The organism is Bradyrhizobium sp. Ai1a-2, assembly GCF_000426245.1.
Classification (GTDB): Bacteria; Pseudomonadota; Alphaproteobacteria; order Rhizobiales; family Xanthobacteraceae; genus Bradyrhizobium.
Map to the genome: position 1 here is coordinate 32,876 of NZ_AUEZ01000001.1, position 16,220 is coordinate 49,095.

The 16,220-nt window shown below is 61.6% G+C and carries 16 protein-coding genes and 1 pseudogene; 11 read left to right on the plus strand and 6 right to left on the minus strand.

From position 1 onward, the window contains the following. Positions 1-11: 11 nt before the first annotated feature. The 5 genes from K288_RS0100155 (at position 12) to K288_RS0100175 (ending at position 4,922) form a co-directional block, all read left to right on the plus strand. Positions 12-473 (plus strand): MarR family transcriptional regulator, encoded by a 462-nt coding sequence (locus K288_RS0100155; RefSeq protein ID WP_027577765.1) that lies wholly within the window; start codon positions 12-14, stop codon positions 471-473. Between the two features lie 294 nt (positions 474-767). Beyond that, positions 768-1,550, plus strand: a complete 783-nt coding sequence (locus K288_RS0100160) for an ABC transporter ATP-binding protein (RefSeq protein ID WP_027577766.1) — start codon at positions 768-770, stop codon at positions 1,548-1,550. Beyond that, positions 1,547-2,401 carry an ABC transporter permease gene (locus K288_RS0100165; protein ID WP_027577767.1) on the plus strand — a complete coding sequence of 285 codons (855 nt, stop codon included), beginning with the start codon at positions 1,547-1,549 and terminating at the stop codon, positions 2,399-2,401. The genes K288_RS0100160 and K288_RS0100165 overlap by 4 nt, the downstream gene beginning before the upstream one ends. Before the next feature lie 23 nt (positions 2,402-2,424). Beyond that, on the plus strand, positions 2,425-3,408 hold the full coding sequence (locus tag K288_RS0100170) for an ABC transporter substrate-binding protein (RefSeq protein ID WP_027577768.1): 984 nt from the start codon (positions 2,425-2,427) through the stop codon (positions 3,406-3,408). Positions 3,409-3,605: 197 nt separating this feature from the next. Then, a complete protein-coding gene (locus tag K288_RS0100175; protein ID WP_027577769.1) occupies positions 3,606-4,922 on the plus strand; it encodes an amidase in 1,317 nt (438 codons plus the stop codon). 5 nt (positions 4,923-4,927) lie between these two features. On the opposite strand, the gene K288_RS0100180 is transcribed toward K288_RS0100175, so the two are convergent. Further along, complete coding sequence (locus tag K288_RS0100180; RefSeq protein ID WP_051334246.1) at positions 4,928-5,839, minus strand: sialate O-acetylesterase; 912 nt, start codon at positions 5,837-5,839, stop codon at positions 4,928-4,930. A 338-nt stretch (positions 5,840-6,177) separates the two neighbouring features. Here K288_RS0100180 and K288_RS0100185 point away from each other — a divergent pair, with 338 nt between their 5' ends. Next, a complete protein-coding gene (locus K288_RS0100185) occupies positions 6,178-6,627 on the plus strand; it encodes a universal stress protein (RefSeq protein ID WP_027577771.1) in 450 nt (149 codons plus the stop codon). Positions 6,628-6,798: 171 nt separating this feature from the next. On the opposite strand, the gene K288_RS0100190 is transcribed toward K288_RS0100185, so the two are convergent. The 3 genes from K288_RS0100190 to K288_RS52045 all read right to left on the minus strand — a co-directional run bounded on the left by K288_RS0100190 (position 6,799) and on the right by K288_RS52045 (position 10,451). Continuing rightward, entirely contained in the window at positions 6,799-7,167 is a 369-nt protein-coding gene (locus K288_RS0100190; RefSeq protein WP_027577772.1) for a hypothetical protein, read from the minus strand. A gap of 147 nt (positions 7,168-7,314) precedes the next feature. Further along, positions 7,315-9,783 (minus strand): arylsulfatase, encoded by a 2,469-nt coding sequence (locus K288_RS0100195; protein ID WP_244443017.1) that lies wholly within the window; start codon positions 9,781-9,783, stop codon positions 7,315-7,317. Between the two features lie 380 nt (positions 9,784-10,163). Continuing rightward, positions 10,164-10,451, minus strand: coding sequence for a hypothetical protein (locus K288_RS52045; protein ID WP_152535324.1), 288 nt, complete (start codon positions 10,449-10,451; stop codon positions 10,164-10,166). A 256-nt stretch (positions 10,452-10,707) separates the two neighbouring features. On the opposite strand from K288_RS52045, the gene K288_RS53440 reads away from it, so the two are divergent. From K288_RS53440 to K288_RS0100225, 5 genes and pseudogenes are all read left to right on the plus strand, one after another. Further along, positions 10,708-10,935: a hypothetical protein gene (locus K288_RS53440; protein WP_160168905.1), complete on the plus strand. Its 228-nt coding sequence runs from the start codon at positions 10,708-10,710 to the stop codon at positions 10,933-10,935. 8 nt (positions 10,936-10,943) lie between these two features. After that, on the plus strand, positions 10,944-12,746 hold the full coding sequence (gene gcl / locus K288_RS0100210; protein WP_027577775.1) for a glyoxylate carboligase: 1,803 nt from the start codon (positions 10,944-10,946) through the stop codon (positions 12,744-12,746). 11 nt (positions 12,747-12,757) lie between these two features. Continuing rightward, a pseudogene (gene hyi / locus K288_RS44125) lies at positions 12,758-13,542 on the plus strand (hydroxypyruvate isomerase). A gap of 14 nt (positions 13,543-13,556) precedes the next feature. Beyond that, a complete protein-coding gene (locus tag K288_RS0100220; RefSeq protein ID WP_027577776.1) occupies positions 13,557-14,444 on the plus strand; it encodes a 2-hydroxy-3-oxopropionate reductase in 888 nt (295 codons plus the stop codon). A 112-nt stretch (positions 14,445-14,556) separates the two neighbouring features. Next, positions 14,557-14,943, plus strand: a complete 387-nt coding sequence (locus K288_RS0100225; protein WP_027577777.1) for a DUF1236 domain-containing protein — start codon at positions 14,557-14,559, stop codon at positions 14,941-14,943. 65 nt (positions 14,944-15,008) lie between these two features. Here K288_RS0100225 and K288_RS0100230 read toward each other — a convergent pair whose 3' ends face one another. Further along, the gene (locus K288_RS0100230) at positions 15,009-15,623 is read right to left on the minus strand and encodes a thiamine pyrophosphate-dependent enzyme (RefSeq protein ID WP_027577778.1); all 615 of its coding nucleotides are present in this window, start codon (positions 15,621-15,623) and stop codon (positions 15,009-15,011) included. A gap of 8 nt (positions 15,624-15,631) precedes the next feature. Further along, the gene (locus tag K288_RS0100235) at positions 15,632-16,189 is read right to left on the minus strand and encodes a thiamine pyrophosphate-binding protein (protein ID WP_027577779.1); all 558 of its coding nucleotides are present in this window, start codon (positions 16,187-16,189) and stop codon (positions 15,632-15,634) included. Positions 16,190-16,220 lie beyond the last annotated feature (31 nt).

Consider the following 16,220-nt stretch of genomic DNA (forward strand, 5'->3'; position numbering starts at 1 on the left):
CGAGGGGAAAAATGCTGCTGGCCAACCAACCGCTCAGGGTGGACGAGTGCAACTGCAACGCCATGAGGAGGGCGAGCCGGCAGATCACCCGCTTTTACGATGCTCATCTTGAGCCGACGGGCCTGCGCATCACGCAGTTTCTTACCCTGGCGGTCCTCGACGAGGTGGGGAGTGCAGCGATCAATGCCCTTGCCGAACGCCTCGACATCGAACGAACGGCGATGGGGAAAATGGCCGGCTTTCTGGAGCGTGACGGCCTGATCAAGATCCGGCCGTCACCCACTGACGGCCGAAGCCGCCTCATCGAACTCACCGAAAAGGGGCGCCGTCTTCACGCTGAAGCGGCCCCTCTCTGGCGCGAAGCCCAACGGCAATTCGAGCAACTGAACGGTGCGAAAAATGTAACAGAACTGCGGCGGGGACTGAGAAAGATGGTCGTCGGCAGCCTGGCGACAAGTTCATCCGAAGACTGAATTTCCTACCGCTTCAGGCGCGCCGGCATCGTCGGCTGGTGCAAGACGCTCGCTCCAAGGCTCGCGTTCACGCCCTCGCAATAGCAGAACAAATTGACGTTACCCGCGGGCGGAGCGGACAGACTTCGTCTCCGTGAATCGGGCTGGCTGCAAAAAGGCAGCACGTGCTCGAATCGAAGGCAGCGAGAAGCCGATCCGGCCGGAACGCACGCTCAACATCGCAATTTCTTACGCATCTATGCCGTCGAGTTTGGCACGGTGGTTGCTTGAAGTGCATGGTGGACAGGAGACACCATGTCATCGCCCAAAGTGCAACTTCGTTTGAACGGCATGCGCAAGAGCTTTCCTGGAAAGGAAGCTGCGACGCAGGTTCTCGACGGCTTGACCTTCGATATCCATGAGCGTGATTTCGTCAGCATCATTGGCCCGAGTGGCTGTGGCAAGACGACAGTGTTCAATATTATCGCCGGCCTCGTGGATCCCGACGATGGCGTCATGCTCTATCGCGGCCAGGAAGTGGAAAGCCTGCGCGGTCGCGTGGGCTATATGATGCAAAAGGACTTGCTTTTCCCTTGGCGCACGGTGCTGGACAACGTCCTGCTCGGCCTTGAGACCAAGGGCGTCGATCCCAAACGGGCGCTGGATACCGCGAGGGAATATCTCAGCACGTTCGGTCTTTCCGGCTTCGAGAATTCGTATCCCAAGATGCTGTCCGGCGGCATGCGTCAGCGCGTGGCCTTGATCCGCACGCTCGTGCTCGATCCCGACATCCTGTTGCTCGATGAGCCGTTCTCGGCGCTCGATTATCAGACGCGGCTGTATCTCGAGGGCATTCTGATGGAGGCGGTGGAAACCTTTCACAAGACCGTGATCCTCGTGACCCATGACATCGACGAGGCAGTGGCGCTTTCCAAACGTGTGGTCGTGCTCAGCCAACGTCCGGCGCGCGTGAAGGCCGTTCACGACATCGCGCTGAACGAACATTCTCCAATCGCAGCGCGAAGCGATCCGCGCTTCTCCGGTTATTTCCACACGCTCTGCGCGGAGCTCGATATCCAGACCAGGAAGAGTGCATGACGGAAACGGCTCAAGTTGTAAAAACCGCGGCGCCCGTTCGCCGACGCGAGAAAAAGCGCCGCAATGTGTTCGATTCGCTTATCGGGCGAAGCGCGCTCCAGATACTTGCCGTTGTCGGCTTCTTCCTGCTGTGGGAAGCGGCGGTGCGGTGGGGATGGTTGTCGGGCTTCCTAGTTGGTCAGCCGAGCGGCGTTCTGCGCAACCTCATCGGCTCCATCGCGAACGGCTCGCTTTTCGCTGATACCGGCTACACAATATTCGAGGCGATCCTGGGATTTGCCTTCGGGACCGTGATCGGTTCGGTCATCGGCCTTGCGCTGTGGTATTCGGTGTTCGTGGCGCGGCTGGTGGAGCCGTTCATCGCGGCCATCAACTCGGTGCCGAAAATCGCGCTGGCGCCGATCATCATCCTGTGGTTCGGCACCGGCTTGCTGTCGAAGGTCGCGCTCGCGATCTCGCTCACCTCCATCGTCGCTCTCATCACCGCCTACCAGGCGGCAAAGGACGCGGACAAGGATCTCCAGGCGCTGCTGTTCTCCATGGGCGCATCCAAGCAGCAGATCTTCAAGCGGGTGATCGCGCCCTCTACCTTGCCCGCGATCATCGCCACCTTCCGCATCAATATCGGCTTCGCTTTGGTGGGGGCGGTCGTAGGCGAATTCATCTCCTCGCAGCATGGTCTCGGCCACGTCATCTACGTGGCCTCCAGTCTTTACGATCTCAATACGGTGTGGGCCGGCCTGTTCACGCTGATGCTCGTTGGCTTTCTTTTCTACCACCTGGTCGAGGTCATTGAGAACTGGCTGCTTCCCTGGAAGCAACAGCAGGGCGGCACGCAGATCAACGTTTGATCCTCTTTCAGGAGACTTCCAAAATGAGAATGCGAATTTCGAAACTGAGCACTCTTTCCATTGCCCTCGCTTTTACGTTCGGCATAACCGCAGCAGGGCCAGCTTCCGCCGAGATGAAGAAGGCGACAATCTCGCAGGCGTTTCAATCCCTGCTGTACCTCCCTCTGTATGTCGGCATGAACGAAGGCTTTTTCGAAAAGCAGGGGCTTGATCTCAACAAGGAAAGCGCCGGCTCCGGAAGCGTTGCTCTCTCGGCCGTGATCTCCAAGAGCGCGCAATTCTCGCTTCATGGACCCGAATGGACAGCCATCGCTGCGTCGAAGGGCGCGCCGGTGAACACGATCGCCAACGTCGTGAATGGCGCCGCCGTATGGATCGCGGCCACGCCGGACTTCAAGTTCGACAGTGTGAAAGACCTCAAGGGACAGAAGATCGTAACTGGCCTGATGCCGACCACCAGCACCTCGCTGTTCATCAAGCTGCTGAAAGAAAACGGCATGGATGCCAGCAAGGACGTGGAGATGATCCAGGTTCCGCTCGGCACCGAGCCCGGTCCCTTCGTCGCCGGCCAGGCCAAGGTGGCGGTCATGTACGAGCCCGGCCTCGACCAGGTGGTGGCCAAGGGCATGAAGGTGGTGGTCGGCTTCCCGAAACTGTACGGCGCCTATGCCTTCTCGACCATCACCGCGCGCAACGATGTCGATCCGGACCTTGCCCAGCGGCTCACCAACGGGCTCGAAATGGCGGTGCGTTTCATGCACAAGAACGAGGCGCGCACGGTGGAAATCGCTCAGAAGGAATTTCCCAATCTTGAGCCTGCGGTGGTGGAAGCGGCAGTCAAGCGCATGCTTGCCGACAACGTCTACCCCACCAGTGTCGATATCACGCCCGAGGCGCTGAAGCTTGCGCTCGACACCCAGATCGCGCTCGGCAATCTCGCCGCGCAGCCTGACTACAAGACCTTCGTTCCAAGAACCTATATCGAAAAGGCGATATCCACGAACTAGAGCGTTTTCGAGCGAAGTGGACACCGGTTCGCGTGAAGAAAACGCGTCAAAACAAGAATCTAGAGCTTCGGTTCTGATTCAATCAGAACCGAAAATGCTCTAGGCTTCGCCGATCTTCGTCGCAACGGCTTCGGGGGTTGACTCCGGAGCCGTTTGCCTTTCGATCTTCCTTACCTTGGTTATGGGCCCGTCCGAAAATGAGATTCGCGCAAGACCACTCTGGCCTCCTCGAAATCATCAGCATGATCGCTGCGGCCTCGGCACAACCGCAGGACCTGATCGCGGCCAGCCACGCGCGCGCCGCGGCTGTCGAACCCGATCTTCGCGCCTTCGCCTATTTGCCGTCCGAACCGCCCGTCGTTGCAGCGGGGAATGGACCACTCGCAGGGCTCGCGGTGGGAGTGAAGGATCTCATAGACACGGTCGATATGCCGACCACCTACGGTTCACCGGTGTACGCAGATCACCAGCCGAATGAGGATGCCTGGGTCGTCAGCCGCCTGAAAGATCTCTCGGCGACGGTTCTCGGCAAGACGGTCACCACCGAATTCGCATGGCGCGAACCCGGACCCACCCGCAACCCGTGGAATCCAAGGCACACGCCCGGCGGTTCTTCGTCCGGCTCTGCGGCGGCCGTTGCAAGCGGATCGGTGCAGGCGGCGCTGGGCACGCAGACGCTGGGTTCGATCCTGCGACCTGCCGCCTATTGTGGTGTGGTGGGATTGAAACCCAGCTTCGGCACCATCAGCCTGAAGGGCGTCCATCCGCTCTCGCAATCCCTTGATCATCTCGGCCTGTTCGCCCGCAGCGTGGATGATGCCGCGTATCTGCTGGCGCTGCTGACGGGCGGCCCCGGTGCTTCTACGCACGCGCCGTTCCAGATTTCCCCTGAGGGTGTTGATCCTTTTCCCGCACCGCGGATCGCGTGGCTTCGTCCGGCGGCAACGCCGCCCTTGGACGAAAGCCAAAGCGCGTTGCTCGCGCAAATCGCCGTTCTGCTTAAAAATGCCGGAGCGATCGTCGAGCCGTTTGCGTTACCTGCGGAGTTTGAGCAGCTGCCGGCCCTGTCGGCTACGCTCTGCGGCGCGGAAGGCGCGGCGAATTTCGGTGATCTCGTCACACGTTTCCCGGACAAGACGAGCGCCCGGCTTAAGGCCCTCGTCGAACGCGGCGCGCCGATTTCCGCGACCGAGTATATTTCCGCCCGCGCCAGGCAGCTTGCGCTGCGCGCCGATTTCACCCGCGCGCTTGCAGGTTTTGACGTTGTTCTCACTACCGCAGCAACTGGCGAGGCGCCGGAAGGATTGTCTGATACCGGCGACCCCAGCCTGTGCGTGCCTTGGACAACTCTCGGGGTGCCGGCGATCGCATTGCCTGCCGGCATCGGGCCGAGCGGCCTGCCCATGGGGATCCAGCTTGTCGCGCCATTCGGCGAGAACCTGAAGCTGCTGCGGATCGCCAAATGGTGCGAAACCTCGCTCGCTATCAAGACCGAACGCCAGCAGCGCGAATAGATGCCTCAGAGGGCGGTTGAGAGCAGGTCTGCCCAGGCTCTCGCGACCTTCTGCTCCCCCGAAGAGCCGAAATGGCAATCGTCGTACCGATCCAGATCGCCAAGCAAGGCGTCTGAATTAACTCCGCGTCGGAGATTGGCGCCGCGATCGGGAAGCGCCAGTTGAGCGCGCGCCACCGGGTTGTCGGCAGAATGGGAGAGCGTTCCTCCGTTGCTTGCTCCCAAACACCTGGTTGCGATGGCAACGTACACCGGCGCCGTGACGCCATGAGATCTCAACGAACTGACCAGCGACAGGAGGCGATCCCGGTAGTCCTTCTCGTTTGTTCCCTTGACGTAGTCGATCTCGCCTTGGACCCAGAGGACGTGCGTTACGAGATAGCCTTTCTGCCGCAGCTCGCTCGCGGTGCCGGTCATGATTCCGTTCAGATCGCCGCCTGGCGCCCAACGGGAGACCTCAGAGCCGGTTATGGCGACGGGAGCCAGTACGACCTGGTCGAACGACCCGCGATCCAGCAGAAGGTTGCCGAGCTGGGTCCAATATTCCCCGCTGGTGCCGTCAGATCCCAGTAGGGGCGACGCGGCAATATAGCATCGTCCGTCGAAGAAATTGACAACCCTCTCTCCGTGTTCCGACCGAAACCGCTGCCCGCCGTGATTTCCAGCGTTGGACTGCCCGATCAGCAGCAGCACGGCCGTGTGGTCCGTCTGCTGCGGGCAGGCGACAGCTTTCTTCTGATCGCCGGATGCGAGCCGTCCCGCTTGATCAAATGTGTAGAGGTCGGGAGCCGTCCGAGTTCTCAGCGCTCGAAAAAACGGGAACGGAAAAAAATCATGGCGACCGCTGTACCCTCCAAGCAGATAGGCCGCGATCAGGACAGGAATTGCTGACAAAAAGTGCGCGCGCGACATGTGCATTCGAGCACCCGCAGAGTGAGCCCCAGCGCGTTCGGGAAATTAGCGCAACCATTGACGGAGCGAAACCGCCTTGGTGAGCAGAGCGCCGTTCTGACGCCCTGTTTGGCGGAGGGCGCTTTCCTTCGTCCGGCCGCGCGTGACCCGGCCATATCTGCCCTCAGGGCTCATGTCCGCTTAGCGTCAAAATGCGACCTGGCGGGGGGGGAGGGCAGCTCCGGACGCACGCTGGTCCACCAATGAGCGTCGAGATTGGCCCATAGACGGACGACGACGATCTGACCATAATAAGTAAGGATCACTTTTTTAGGGAAAATGTTCGACGAGCAAGGGAGTCCCCGATGTACGCCAATATTCTCTTGAGCACGGATGGATCGGATGTCGCGAGAAAAGGCGTTGAGCATGGGATTGCTTTGGCAAAGGCCCTGAATGCCAAAGTGACAGTCATCACCGTGACGGAACCGCTGCAGGTCCAGTATGGGACCGGGCACGCGGGATGGATTCCCCCGCAGGAAATGTTTGATAGCTTTGACGCAGCCTGCAAGGAACGTGTTGGCAAAATCCTCGATGAAGCGCGAGCCATGGCGGAGCAGATCGGGATATCTGTAGAACTCTTGCACGTTCCGAATGCGCACCCAGCGACTGCGATTATCGAAACAGCAAAGTCCAGAGGCTGCGACTTGATCGTCATGGCCTCTCATGGGCGCCGCGGCCTCAGGAAGCTATTCTTGGGGAGTCAGACATCGGAGGTCCTGGTGGATGGAAGCGTGCCGGTGTTGGTCGTGCACTAGCGGACAGAAATGATAGTGCAGGGTGTGGTGAAAAACCTGCTCCGCCGCAAACTGCCTTCGTCAAGCTCGCAGCCATTCGGATTTCGCTACGCTTGTGAGTCCGCGTTCTACTCAGCTGACGCAGAGCGCCGATCGCGTTCGACGTCCGCCATTTCCTCACTGACGCGTAACTTAGTTGGGCGCCTTTCTCTTTCTGCTTGCGCCCTTCAAAGCAGCTGTCGAGGTCGTGACCGATCCATCAGTCATTTGAAGACAGGTCAAGAGATCGACATAGCTCGGGTCGCCGGCGGCCGTCGCCTCTCCCTCACACTGGACTCTGACGGCCGGAGAATACGAAAGCCAAATCGCGTCCAATTGCTGACGCGCCGAGTTCTCATCGCTCATACACTTGTCGAAGGTTTGCGGTAAGGCCAGACCCATCGCCTTGTCCGCTTCTACCGACCCTCTGCAGGTAACTTCGACGTTGAGTTTTGGGATGGCCTCGGAAATAGGCGTCACCAATTGAGTAGCCGCCGCCACGGCCATGAGTGCTGGGTGCATGGGATGTCCTTTCCTTACAAGAGCATTCAGATCATACTGGGCATCCTCCGTAGAAAGTCGGGAGGCAGGGTTTACGTCACAAGCTGGTCGCAGCGGCCCTGTGCGAGCCGCCCGTCATCCGCGCCGCGACGAGGTGCGACTTGCCCGTCACTTCGCATCCTGAGCGGCGCGAGAAGCCTCCGACAGCTTCTTCTCGTCTTCCGCCGTCAGTTTGGGAGGCTCGACTGATATTGTTAGCCTGTCGATCTTTCCGGTGAACGCGAACGGTACCTGATAATCCCGGTCATCGACTGGCGTGCCGGTTTTTGACCCGATATCGAACGTCTCATCGATCGGCAGCACCAATGGAATAGTATGGTCCATCTTCTGCGTTGAGACGATCTTGCCGTCGACGATCAACGTTCCGGTGCCGGAATGGCCAAGGCCGCTGACGTCGTTGAACGCCAGTGTTGCAAAGCCGAGGCCGTCATATTTGAAGTCGAACACGATGATGTGCTTGCCGGGCGAGAGCGCTTGCGGACCTTCCCAGCGAACCTGGTTTAGAGCCATCACGTTCCAAGTGAACACCGGTTTACCCTTCAACAGGTACAGCCCATACCCGCCGAACCGCCCGCCCTCGCTGACGATCGAACCCTCCGCGCCGCCCTGCGGCACCTCGATATTGGCGGTGATCGTGTAGGAGGTGTTGAGCACGTTCGGCGCCGCGTTGTCGGGAATGCCGACCACGGGCTCCCCGGAATAGGCAAACACCTTGCGGCCTTCCGCCAGCCCGGGCCGCGGTGCCGCCAACCGCGTCGCCATCGAGGCATCGAGCGGCAGCACGTTGTATTTGGCGAACTCGCCAAACATCAGGTCCCTCATCTCCCGCATTCTGGCCAGATTGGCTGCTGCCACGTCGGTCGACTGCGTCCAGTCGTGTCGCAGATCGTGCAGCTCGAACTTGAACGCGCTCGCGGGATCAAGGATCGCCTTGCCCATCAACTCCCACGGCGCGCGGGTCGGGACTGCGCTCAGCATCCAGCCGTCGTCGTAGAGACCCTGCACCCCGAACATCTCGAAATACTGGGTGCGGTGATGCGATGGAGAGTCCGCATTGGCCTTGTCGAAGGTGTAGGCCATGCTGACCCCCTCGATCGGCTTCTGCCCAATGCCGTCCACCATGACGGGCGCCGGAATGCCGGTAGCCTCCAGCAGCGTCGGCACGATATCGATCACATGATGGAACTGGTTGCGGATGCCGCCCTTGTCGGTGATATGGCCCGGCCAAGAGATCGCCATGCCCTGCCGGGTCCCGCCGAAGAAGGAGGGAATCTGCTTGGTCCACTTGAAGGGCGTATCGAAGGCCCAGGCCCACGCAACCGAATAGTGCGGGTAGGTCTGGTCGTTGCCCCAGGCGTCGTAGAACCTTAGATTTTCCGCGACCGATGGGACGACGCCATTGAACGGGATGAGTTCGGCGAACGTACCGTTCACGGTGCCTTCTGCGCTCGCGCCATTGTCGCCGCTAATGAAGATGATCAGCGTATCATCGAGTTTGCCCATGTCCTCGACCGCCTGGATCACGCGGCCGATCTCATGGTCGGCGTAGGCCAGATAAGCGCCATAGACGTCCGCCTGCCGGATGAAGAGCTTCTTCTCCTCATCGGTCGTCTTGTCCCAGGTCTTGAGCAGATCGTCAGGCCAAGGCGTGAGCTTGGCGTCCTGCGGAATCACGCCGAGCCGCTTCTGATTGGCAAAGATCTGGTCGCGCAGCGCGTTCCAGCCCTTGTCGAACAGATGCATGTCGCTGATCTTCTTGATCCACTCCGGCGTCGGATGGTGTGGGGCGTGGGTCGCGCCGGGGGCGTAGTAGACCAGGAACGGCGTCGACGGCGCGATGTCGTTGAGCTGCTTCATCCAGTGGATGGCGTCATCTGCCATCGCGGTGATCAGATTCCATTCGGGATGTCCGATGTAGGGATAGATCGCGGTCGTGTTGCGAAACAGGTTCGGCTGCCATTGGCTGCTGTCGCCGCCGAGGAAACCGTAGAAATAATCAAAGCCCATGCCGATCGGCCATTGGTCGAACGGCCCGGCTTGGCTGGTCTGATAGCTCGGCGTGTTATGCTCCTTGCCGAACCAGGAGGTACGATAGCCGTTCTCCTGCAGGATGCGGCCGATCGTGGCACTGTCCCTCTCGATGATGCTGTTGTAGCCGGGGAAACCGGTCGATTGCTCCGACACCACGCCGAAGCCGACCGAATGGTGGTTGTGCCCGGTGATCAGCGCGGCGCGCGTCGGCGAGCACAGCGCGGTCGAATGAAAGTTGGTGTAGCGCAACCCGTTGGCGGCGATGCGGTCGAGCGCTGGAGTCGGAATGACGCCGCCAAAGGTCGATGGCGCGCCGAAGCCCACGTCATCGGTGATGATGAGGAGGATGTTGGGCGCGCCCTTTGGCGGCACCACCCGCGCCGGCCATGCCGGCTTGGACTGCGCCGCATTGAGGCCAATGTCGCCCCGGAACGGCTGGGGCGGCGGGGGTAGATAGCGGCCATCAATCGTGGTCGTGGCGTTGGGCGCGCCTGGCGTGCCGGTGGTTTGTTGAGCGTAGGCCGAGGAGATGCCTGCCATCACCATGACTGCAGACAATCCCATTGCCGGCCAGGCAATAGCACCCGCAGCGATGCCACCAAGTCGCGTCATCATTTGTGAGAAGGTACCCATTACATCCTCCCATCAAGGGTTCGCATTTCGCGGGGAGTTTTGTGAGGTGAGCTTCGGACCGTTACGGATGCCGAACGTATCCGAAGCGCCTTCTGGGTAGTTTCCTTGTGCCCTCAGACTATCAGAGTGCGGGCGGGCGACTATGCGAGTTCGGCGGGTCGACCGACCGTCCAGCCCTGGACCGCTGTCCCGCTGCGGCAGACTTATTGTCCTAAGCGGCTTTGCTGCCATTCGTCCTTCGGGCTGTGCAACGACCATCGGAAATCTATCGGCAAGCCGCTCCGGCCTGCGAGTCACGCCCGCGCGAATTTCTTCAGCCGCATCAACGCGATTTGCCGCGTCCAGTCCTCTGCGCAGAAATAAACCGCTTCGCCCCAACCCCAAATCAGGACTAAAACCTCGCCATCCCGGCCCGAAAGAGGGGCGTTGGCCATCGTCACGAACGTGGGGTCGGGATGCGGTGGACGCGGCAGCGTCGCGCGTGAAATGTGGTCGCAGGGCAGGCTTCCGGCTTGTGAGCGATCGGCGGCACGCAGACGAGCGATGTTGCGGCGTACGGTGAAGCCGTGTGGTCCTGGCATCCGTTGCTGGTGTCAAGTCGGCGGAGGTGTTGCGAGCCCAACCGGGTTGTCCGCAAGCCGTCAATTCGCCGATGACGGTGACAAGACGAATTCGTCGCCGGGGAGAGCGCGGAGTAAGCCGTAAGACCATTGTGCAGGGAAAGCCGGTGTGATCCCGGTTGAACCTGTGGTCCTACCCCCGTGCTTTTTTGCACGGGACCCATGGGTGCAATCGGCACCCGGCTTTCCCTGCGCCCTCTTGTTGATAGAGGGGCGAATGACTGCTCCACAACTCGGGCGCGACGCGCCGCGAGAGCGCGAAGGTATGGTGATCGTCATTGCGAATGAAGCGATCCGGCTGTCGTATGCTTTCATTCCGCCGGCGATCCAATCGTTTGATCTAGTGCGGTTTTTCGCCGTTCGTTCCGTATCGTGGGAAACAAAATCAGCGTCGTTGAGATCGTCCATCGCTCCCGTGATCATCACGCCGATGCAACATCAGTGAGGCGCGACATGGCGAAGATGCGGGCGGTCGATGCGGCGGTGCGTATTCTGGAGAAGGAAGGAGTGTCGTGCGCGTTCGGCGTTCCCGGCGCGGCGATCAACCCACTCTATTCGGCGCTGAAGAAGCGCGGCTCGATCAAGCATATCCTCGCGCGCCACGTCGAGGGCGCGTCCCACATGGCGGAGGGTTACACCCGCGCCAAATACGGCAATATCGGCGTCTGCATCGGTACCTCGGGGCCGGCGGGTACCGATATGATCACCGGGCTCTATTCGGCGATCGCCGATTCCATTCCGATCCTCTGCATCACCGGGCAGGCGCCGCGGGCGCGGCTCTACAAGGAGGATTTCCAGGCCATCGACATCGAGTCGATCGCAAAGCCGGTGACGAAATGGGCGCTCACGGTGCGCGAGCCTGGCCTCGTGCCACGCGTATTCAGCCAGGCGTTTCACCTGATGCGTTCGGGGCGCCCGGGTCCCGTGTTGATCGACCTGCCGCTCGACGTGCAACTCGCCGAGATCGAGTTCGACGATGAAACCTATGCACCGCTGCCGGTCTACAAGCCGACCGCGACCCGCGCGCAGGTCGAGCGCGCGCTCGAAATGCTGAATATGGCCGAGCGGCCGCTGATCGTGGCCGGCGGTGGCGTCATCAATGCCGATGCATCCGAACTGCTGGTGAGTTTCGCCGAGACCGTCAACGTGCCCGTGGTGCCGACGCTGATGGGCTGGGGCGCGATTCCCGACGACCATGTGCTGATGGCGGGGATGGTCGGGCTGCAGACCAGCCACCGCTACGGCAATGCCACCATGCTGCAGTCGGATTTCGTGCTCGGCATCGGCAACCGCTGGGCCAACCGGCACACCGGTTCGGTCGAGACCTACACCAAGGGCCGCACTTTCGTGCATGTCGACATCGAGCCGACACAGATCGGCCGCGTGTTCAATCCGGACCTCGGCATCGTCTCCGACGCCAAGGCAGCGCTTGAACTGTTCGTCACCGTCGCGAAGGAATGGCGGAAAGACGGAAAGCTCCGCGAGCGACAGGCGTGGCCGGCCTCATGCCAGGACCGCAAGCGTACGATGCTGCGCAGGAGCCATTTCGACGATATGCCGATCAAGCCGCAGCGCGTCTATCAGGAAATGAACCGCACCTTCGGCCGCGACACCTGCTACGTCACCGTGATCGGACTGTCGCAGATCGGCGGCGCGCAATTCCTGCGCGTCTATCATCCGCGCAACTGGATCAACGCCGGGCAGGCGGGCCCCTTGGGCTGGACACTCCCTGCCGCGCTCGGCGTGCGTGCCGCCGATCCGGACCGTGAGATCGTCGCGCTCTCGGGCGACTACGACTTCCAGTTCCTGATCGAGGAGCTCGCGGTCGGCGCGCAGTTCAAATTGCCGTACATCCATATCGTCGTGAACAATTCCTATCTCGGCCTGATCCGCCAGGCGCAGCGCGGCTTGGACATGGACTACCAGGTGCAATTGTCGTTCGAGAACATCAACGCGCCCGAGATCGGCGTCTACGGCGTCGACCATGTCGCGGTCGCCGAGGGCCTCGGCTGCAAGGCGATCCGCGTCACTGATCCGAACGATGCGCAGGCGGCGTTCGCGACCGCGCGCGAATGGATGGCGAAGTATCGGGTGCCGGTGGTGGTCGAGTTCATCCTCGAACGCGTCACCAATATCTCGATGGGCACGGAGATCGACAACGTCGTGGAGTTCGAGGAGCTGCTCGATCTGCCGCTCGACGAAGTGCCGGCGCGCGTTGACGCGCGTCAGCCCGGCAAGTTGTTGCCGGCCGAGTAGGGAGTTCGATCGTGCCGAAATTTGCTGCCAATCTCACGATGCTGTTCGGGGAAATGCCGTTCCTGGAGCGCTTCGCCGCCGCCAAGGCTGCCGGTTTTGATGGCGTCGAATATCTGTTCCCCTATGAGTTCGATCGAGCCGAGCTGCGCGAGCAGCTGAATAGGCACAACTTGATCCAGGTCCTGCACAATCTCCCCGCCGGGGATTGGGCGGCAGGCGAGCGCGGCATCGCGATCTTTCCGATCGCGTCGAGGAGTTCCGTGACGGTGTCTTCCGCGCCATCGCCTACGCCAAGGCACTCGACTGCCGGCAGTTGAATTGCCTGGTCGGCGTCGCACCGCGCGGCGCCGATCCGGGCGAGCTGAATGAGGTGCTGGTCAACAATCTGCGTTTCGCTGCCAACGCGCTCGCCAAGGAGCAAATCAAGCTCCTGGTCGAGCCGATCAACACGCGCGATATCCCCGGCTTCTTCTTGAACCGCACCGAGCAGGCGGCGCAGCTCGTCGCCGACGTGGGCTCGAGCAATCTCTTCATTCAATATGACATTTACCACATGCAGATCATGGAAGGCGATATCGCGCGCACTGTGCAAAAGCATCTGGCCGGGATTGCGCATGTCCAGCTCGCCGACAATCCCGGCCGCAACGAGCCGGGAACGGGCGAGATCAACTACAATTTCCTGTTCCGCCACCTCGACACGATCGGCTATCGTGGCTGGGTCGGGTGTGAATACAAGCCTCGGACAACGACGACCGACGGTCTTGGCTGGCACGCGGCGCTCACCGTCGTCACCTAAGAGGGAGACTCGCCATGACCAATATAGGTTTTATCGGCCTCGGCACCATGGGACGTCCAATGGCCGGTCATCTCCAGGCCGCAGGCCATCGGCTGTTTCTGCATGACATCGGGCCGATCCCGCCGGAGCTGGTCTCGGGCGGCGGTGTCGTGTGCAAATCGGGCAAGGAGGTCGCGCAGGAGGCGCAGGTCGTCATCATCATGGTGCCGGACACGCCGCACGTGGAGGCCGTGCTGTTCGGCGCCGGCGGCGTCGCCGAGGGACTTTCCAAGGGCAAGATCGTCGTCGACATGAGCTCGATCTCGCCGCTTGCGACCAAGGAATTCGCAAAGAAGATCGAGGCGCTCGGTGTCGACTATCTCGATGCGCCGGTGTCCGGTGGCGAGGTCGGCGCCAAGGCGGCGAGCCTGACCATCATGGTGGGCGGGCCAGAGCGTGCGTTCGAGGCGATGAAGCCGGTGTTCGAGAAGATGGGCAAGAACATCACGCGGGTCGGCGGCAACGGTGACGGACAGACCACCAAGGTCGCCAACCAGATCATCGTCGCGCTGACGATCGAGGCGGTCGGTGAAGCCCTGCTGTTTGCTTCGAAAGCCGGCGCCGATCCCGCGCTGGTGCGGCAAGCGCTGATGGGCGGCTTCGCGTCGTCGCGGATTCTGGAAGTGCATGGCGAACGCATGGTGAAGCGCAATTTCGATCCGGGCTTCCGTATCGAATTGCATCAGAAGGATCTCAACCTCGCGCTCGAAGGCGCCCGCGCGCTCGGACTTTCGCTGCCGAGCACGTCGATTGCGCAGCAACTGTTCAATTCCTGCACAGCTCACGGCGGCAAGGCGTGGGATCATTCGGCGATGGTGCGGGCGCTCGAGATGATGGGAGATCACGAGATCGGCGCGGCCTGACGCGCAACGCGGGAACCGCCGATTGGTTCTCGGCGTTCGCCACCATGGAACCCGGAACAACCCTCTTGCAGGGCGGTTGAAGACGCATCGTCAATTTCACTGGAGGAGAATGATGACGAAGCGTCTTGCCATCCCTGTCCTTGCCGCGTCGCTGCTTGCGTCCGGCGCGGCGTTCGCGCAATCCACCACGGTGGAAGGCGCGGCGAATGGTGCGCGCGCGGGCGGCCAGGTCCTGGGTCCTGTGGGCGAGATCGTCGGCGGCACCGTAGGTGCTGCGGTCGGCGCCGGACTGGAAATTCCGAACGCCGTGATCAGCTCGATCCCGCGCGACGAACCATCGGTCGTGGTTCGTGAGCGCGTCGTGGTCGGCGAGCCGCTGCCGGGCGCTGTCGAATTGCGCACGGTGCCGAGGCACACGGAGTATCGCTACGCCATCGTCAATGACCGCCGCGTGATCGTGGAGCCGCGCACCCGCAGGGTGGTCAAGATCATCGATTAAACGAAGACCGACACATACACCTTGATCCTCGCAGGCGTGTTGCCTGCGAGGATTGTCTTGTGCCTCTACAACGGCTGTCGCACGCCGAGGCCGAGCATGAAGCGTTCCCTGATCTGCACGGGATCGCGACGGGTCGTGCCGGTGCCCGGCTTGTCGTCGATGCGCACGCCGATCAGCGTCGGGCCTTCCGAGGTGAGCGACTGATCGATCAGGCGCTCGAAATCATCCTCATCGGCGGCCCAGGAGCTGTTGGGAAGACCGCTCGCCACCGCGATGGTGACGAGGTCGGAGGCCGCCGCTGCCGGCGTCGGCTGCGCGCCGGTGATCTGGTAGATGCCGTTGTCCATCACGACCATGGTGAGGTTCTTCGGCGCCAGCGTGGCGATCGTCGATAGCGAGCCGAGCTGCATCAGGAGCGAGCCGTCGCCTTCGAGCGCGAACACGCGCCGCTTGGGCTGCGCCAGCGCCACCCCGAGCGCGATCGGAAACGCAAGCCCCATGCTTCCCAGCATGTAGAAGTTCTGCGGGCGATGGCCGGCGGCCCAGAGGTCGAAATTGGTGTTGCCGATGCCGCCGACCACGGCCTCTTCGTTCTTCAGCTTTGCGACGAGACGCGAGGTGAGGTCGAACCGGTTCATCACCTTGGTGTTGCGGGCAGGGGTTTTGGTTGCCGTGTTCATGGGAGCGCTCACTTGTCAAAGACCTTGCCGCCGGTGAGCAGCGGCGAGAGGATCAGCGCCACCGGCGCCTGCGTCGCGACGGCCTGCTTGATCGAGCGGTCGACGATGAACTCGAACTCGTCGAGCCGCGTCGCGGTATGATGCTCCATCGCAAGCGAGTCGAGCACCGGCCGCATGGTGCGGCAGACCAGCGTCTGACCATAGTTGAACTCGCCGAGCGTGCCGCGTTCGGAGACGAACATGATCACCGGGATCTGGTAGGGGATCGCGAGCGAAGCCAGCACGTTCGCGAGCGTCGCAAAGCCGGAGGTCTGCATCAGCACTGCGCCGCGCGCGCCGGCCATCCAGGCGCCGGAAACGATGCCGACCGCTTCTTCCTCGCGCGCGGTGGGAAAGGTGGTGAAGAAGGGATCGGCGTGCAGGTTCTTGATCAGCGGCGTCAGCACGCGATCCGGCACATAGGGCACGAGGCTGACCTCGTTGCGCTTGAGAGTCTGCAGCACGATGCCGTGCCAGCTCTTCTCTGCTGCGCCCTTCAGCGAGCTTTGATCCTCCGCCAGCGCCATGTTTGCTCTCCCTGACATCCCGCGACGCTGC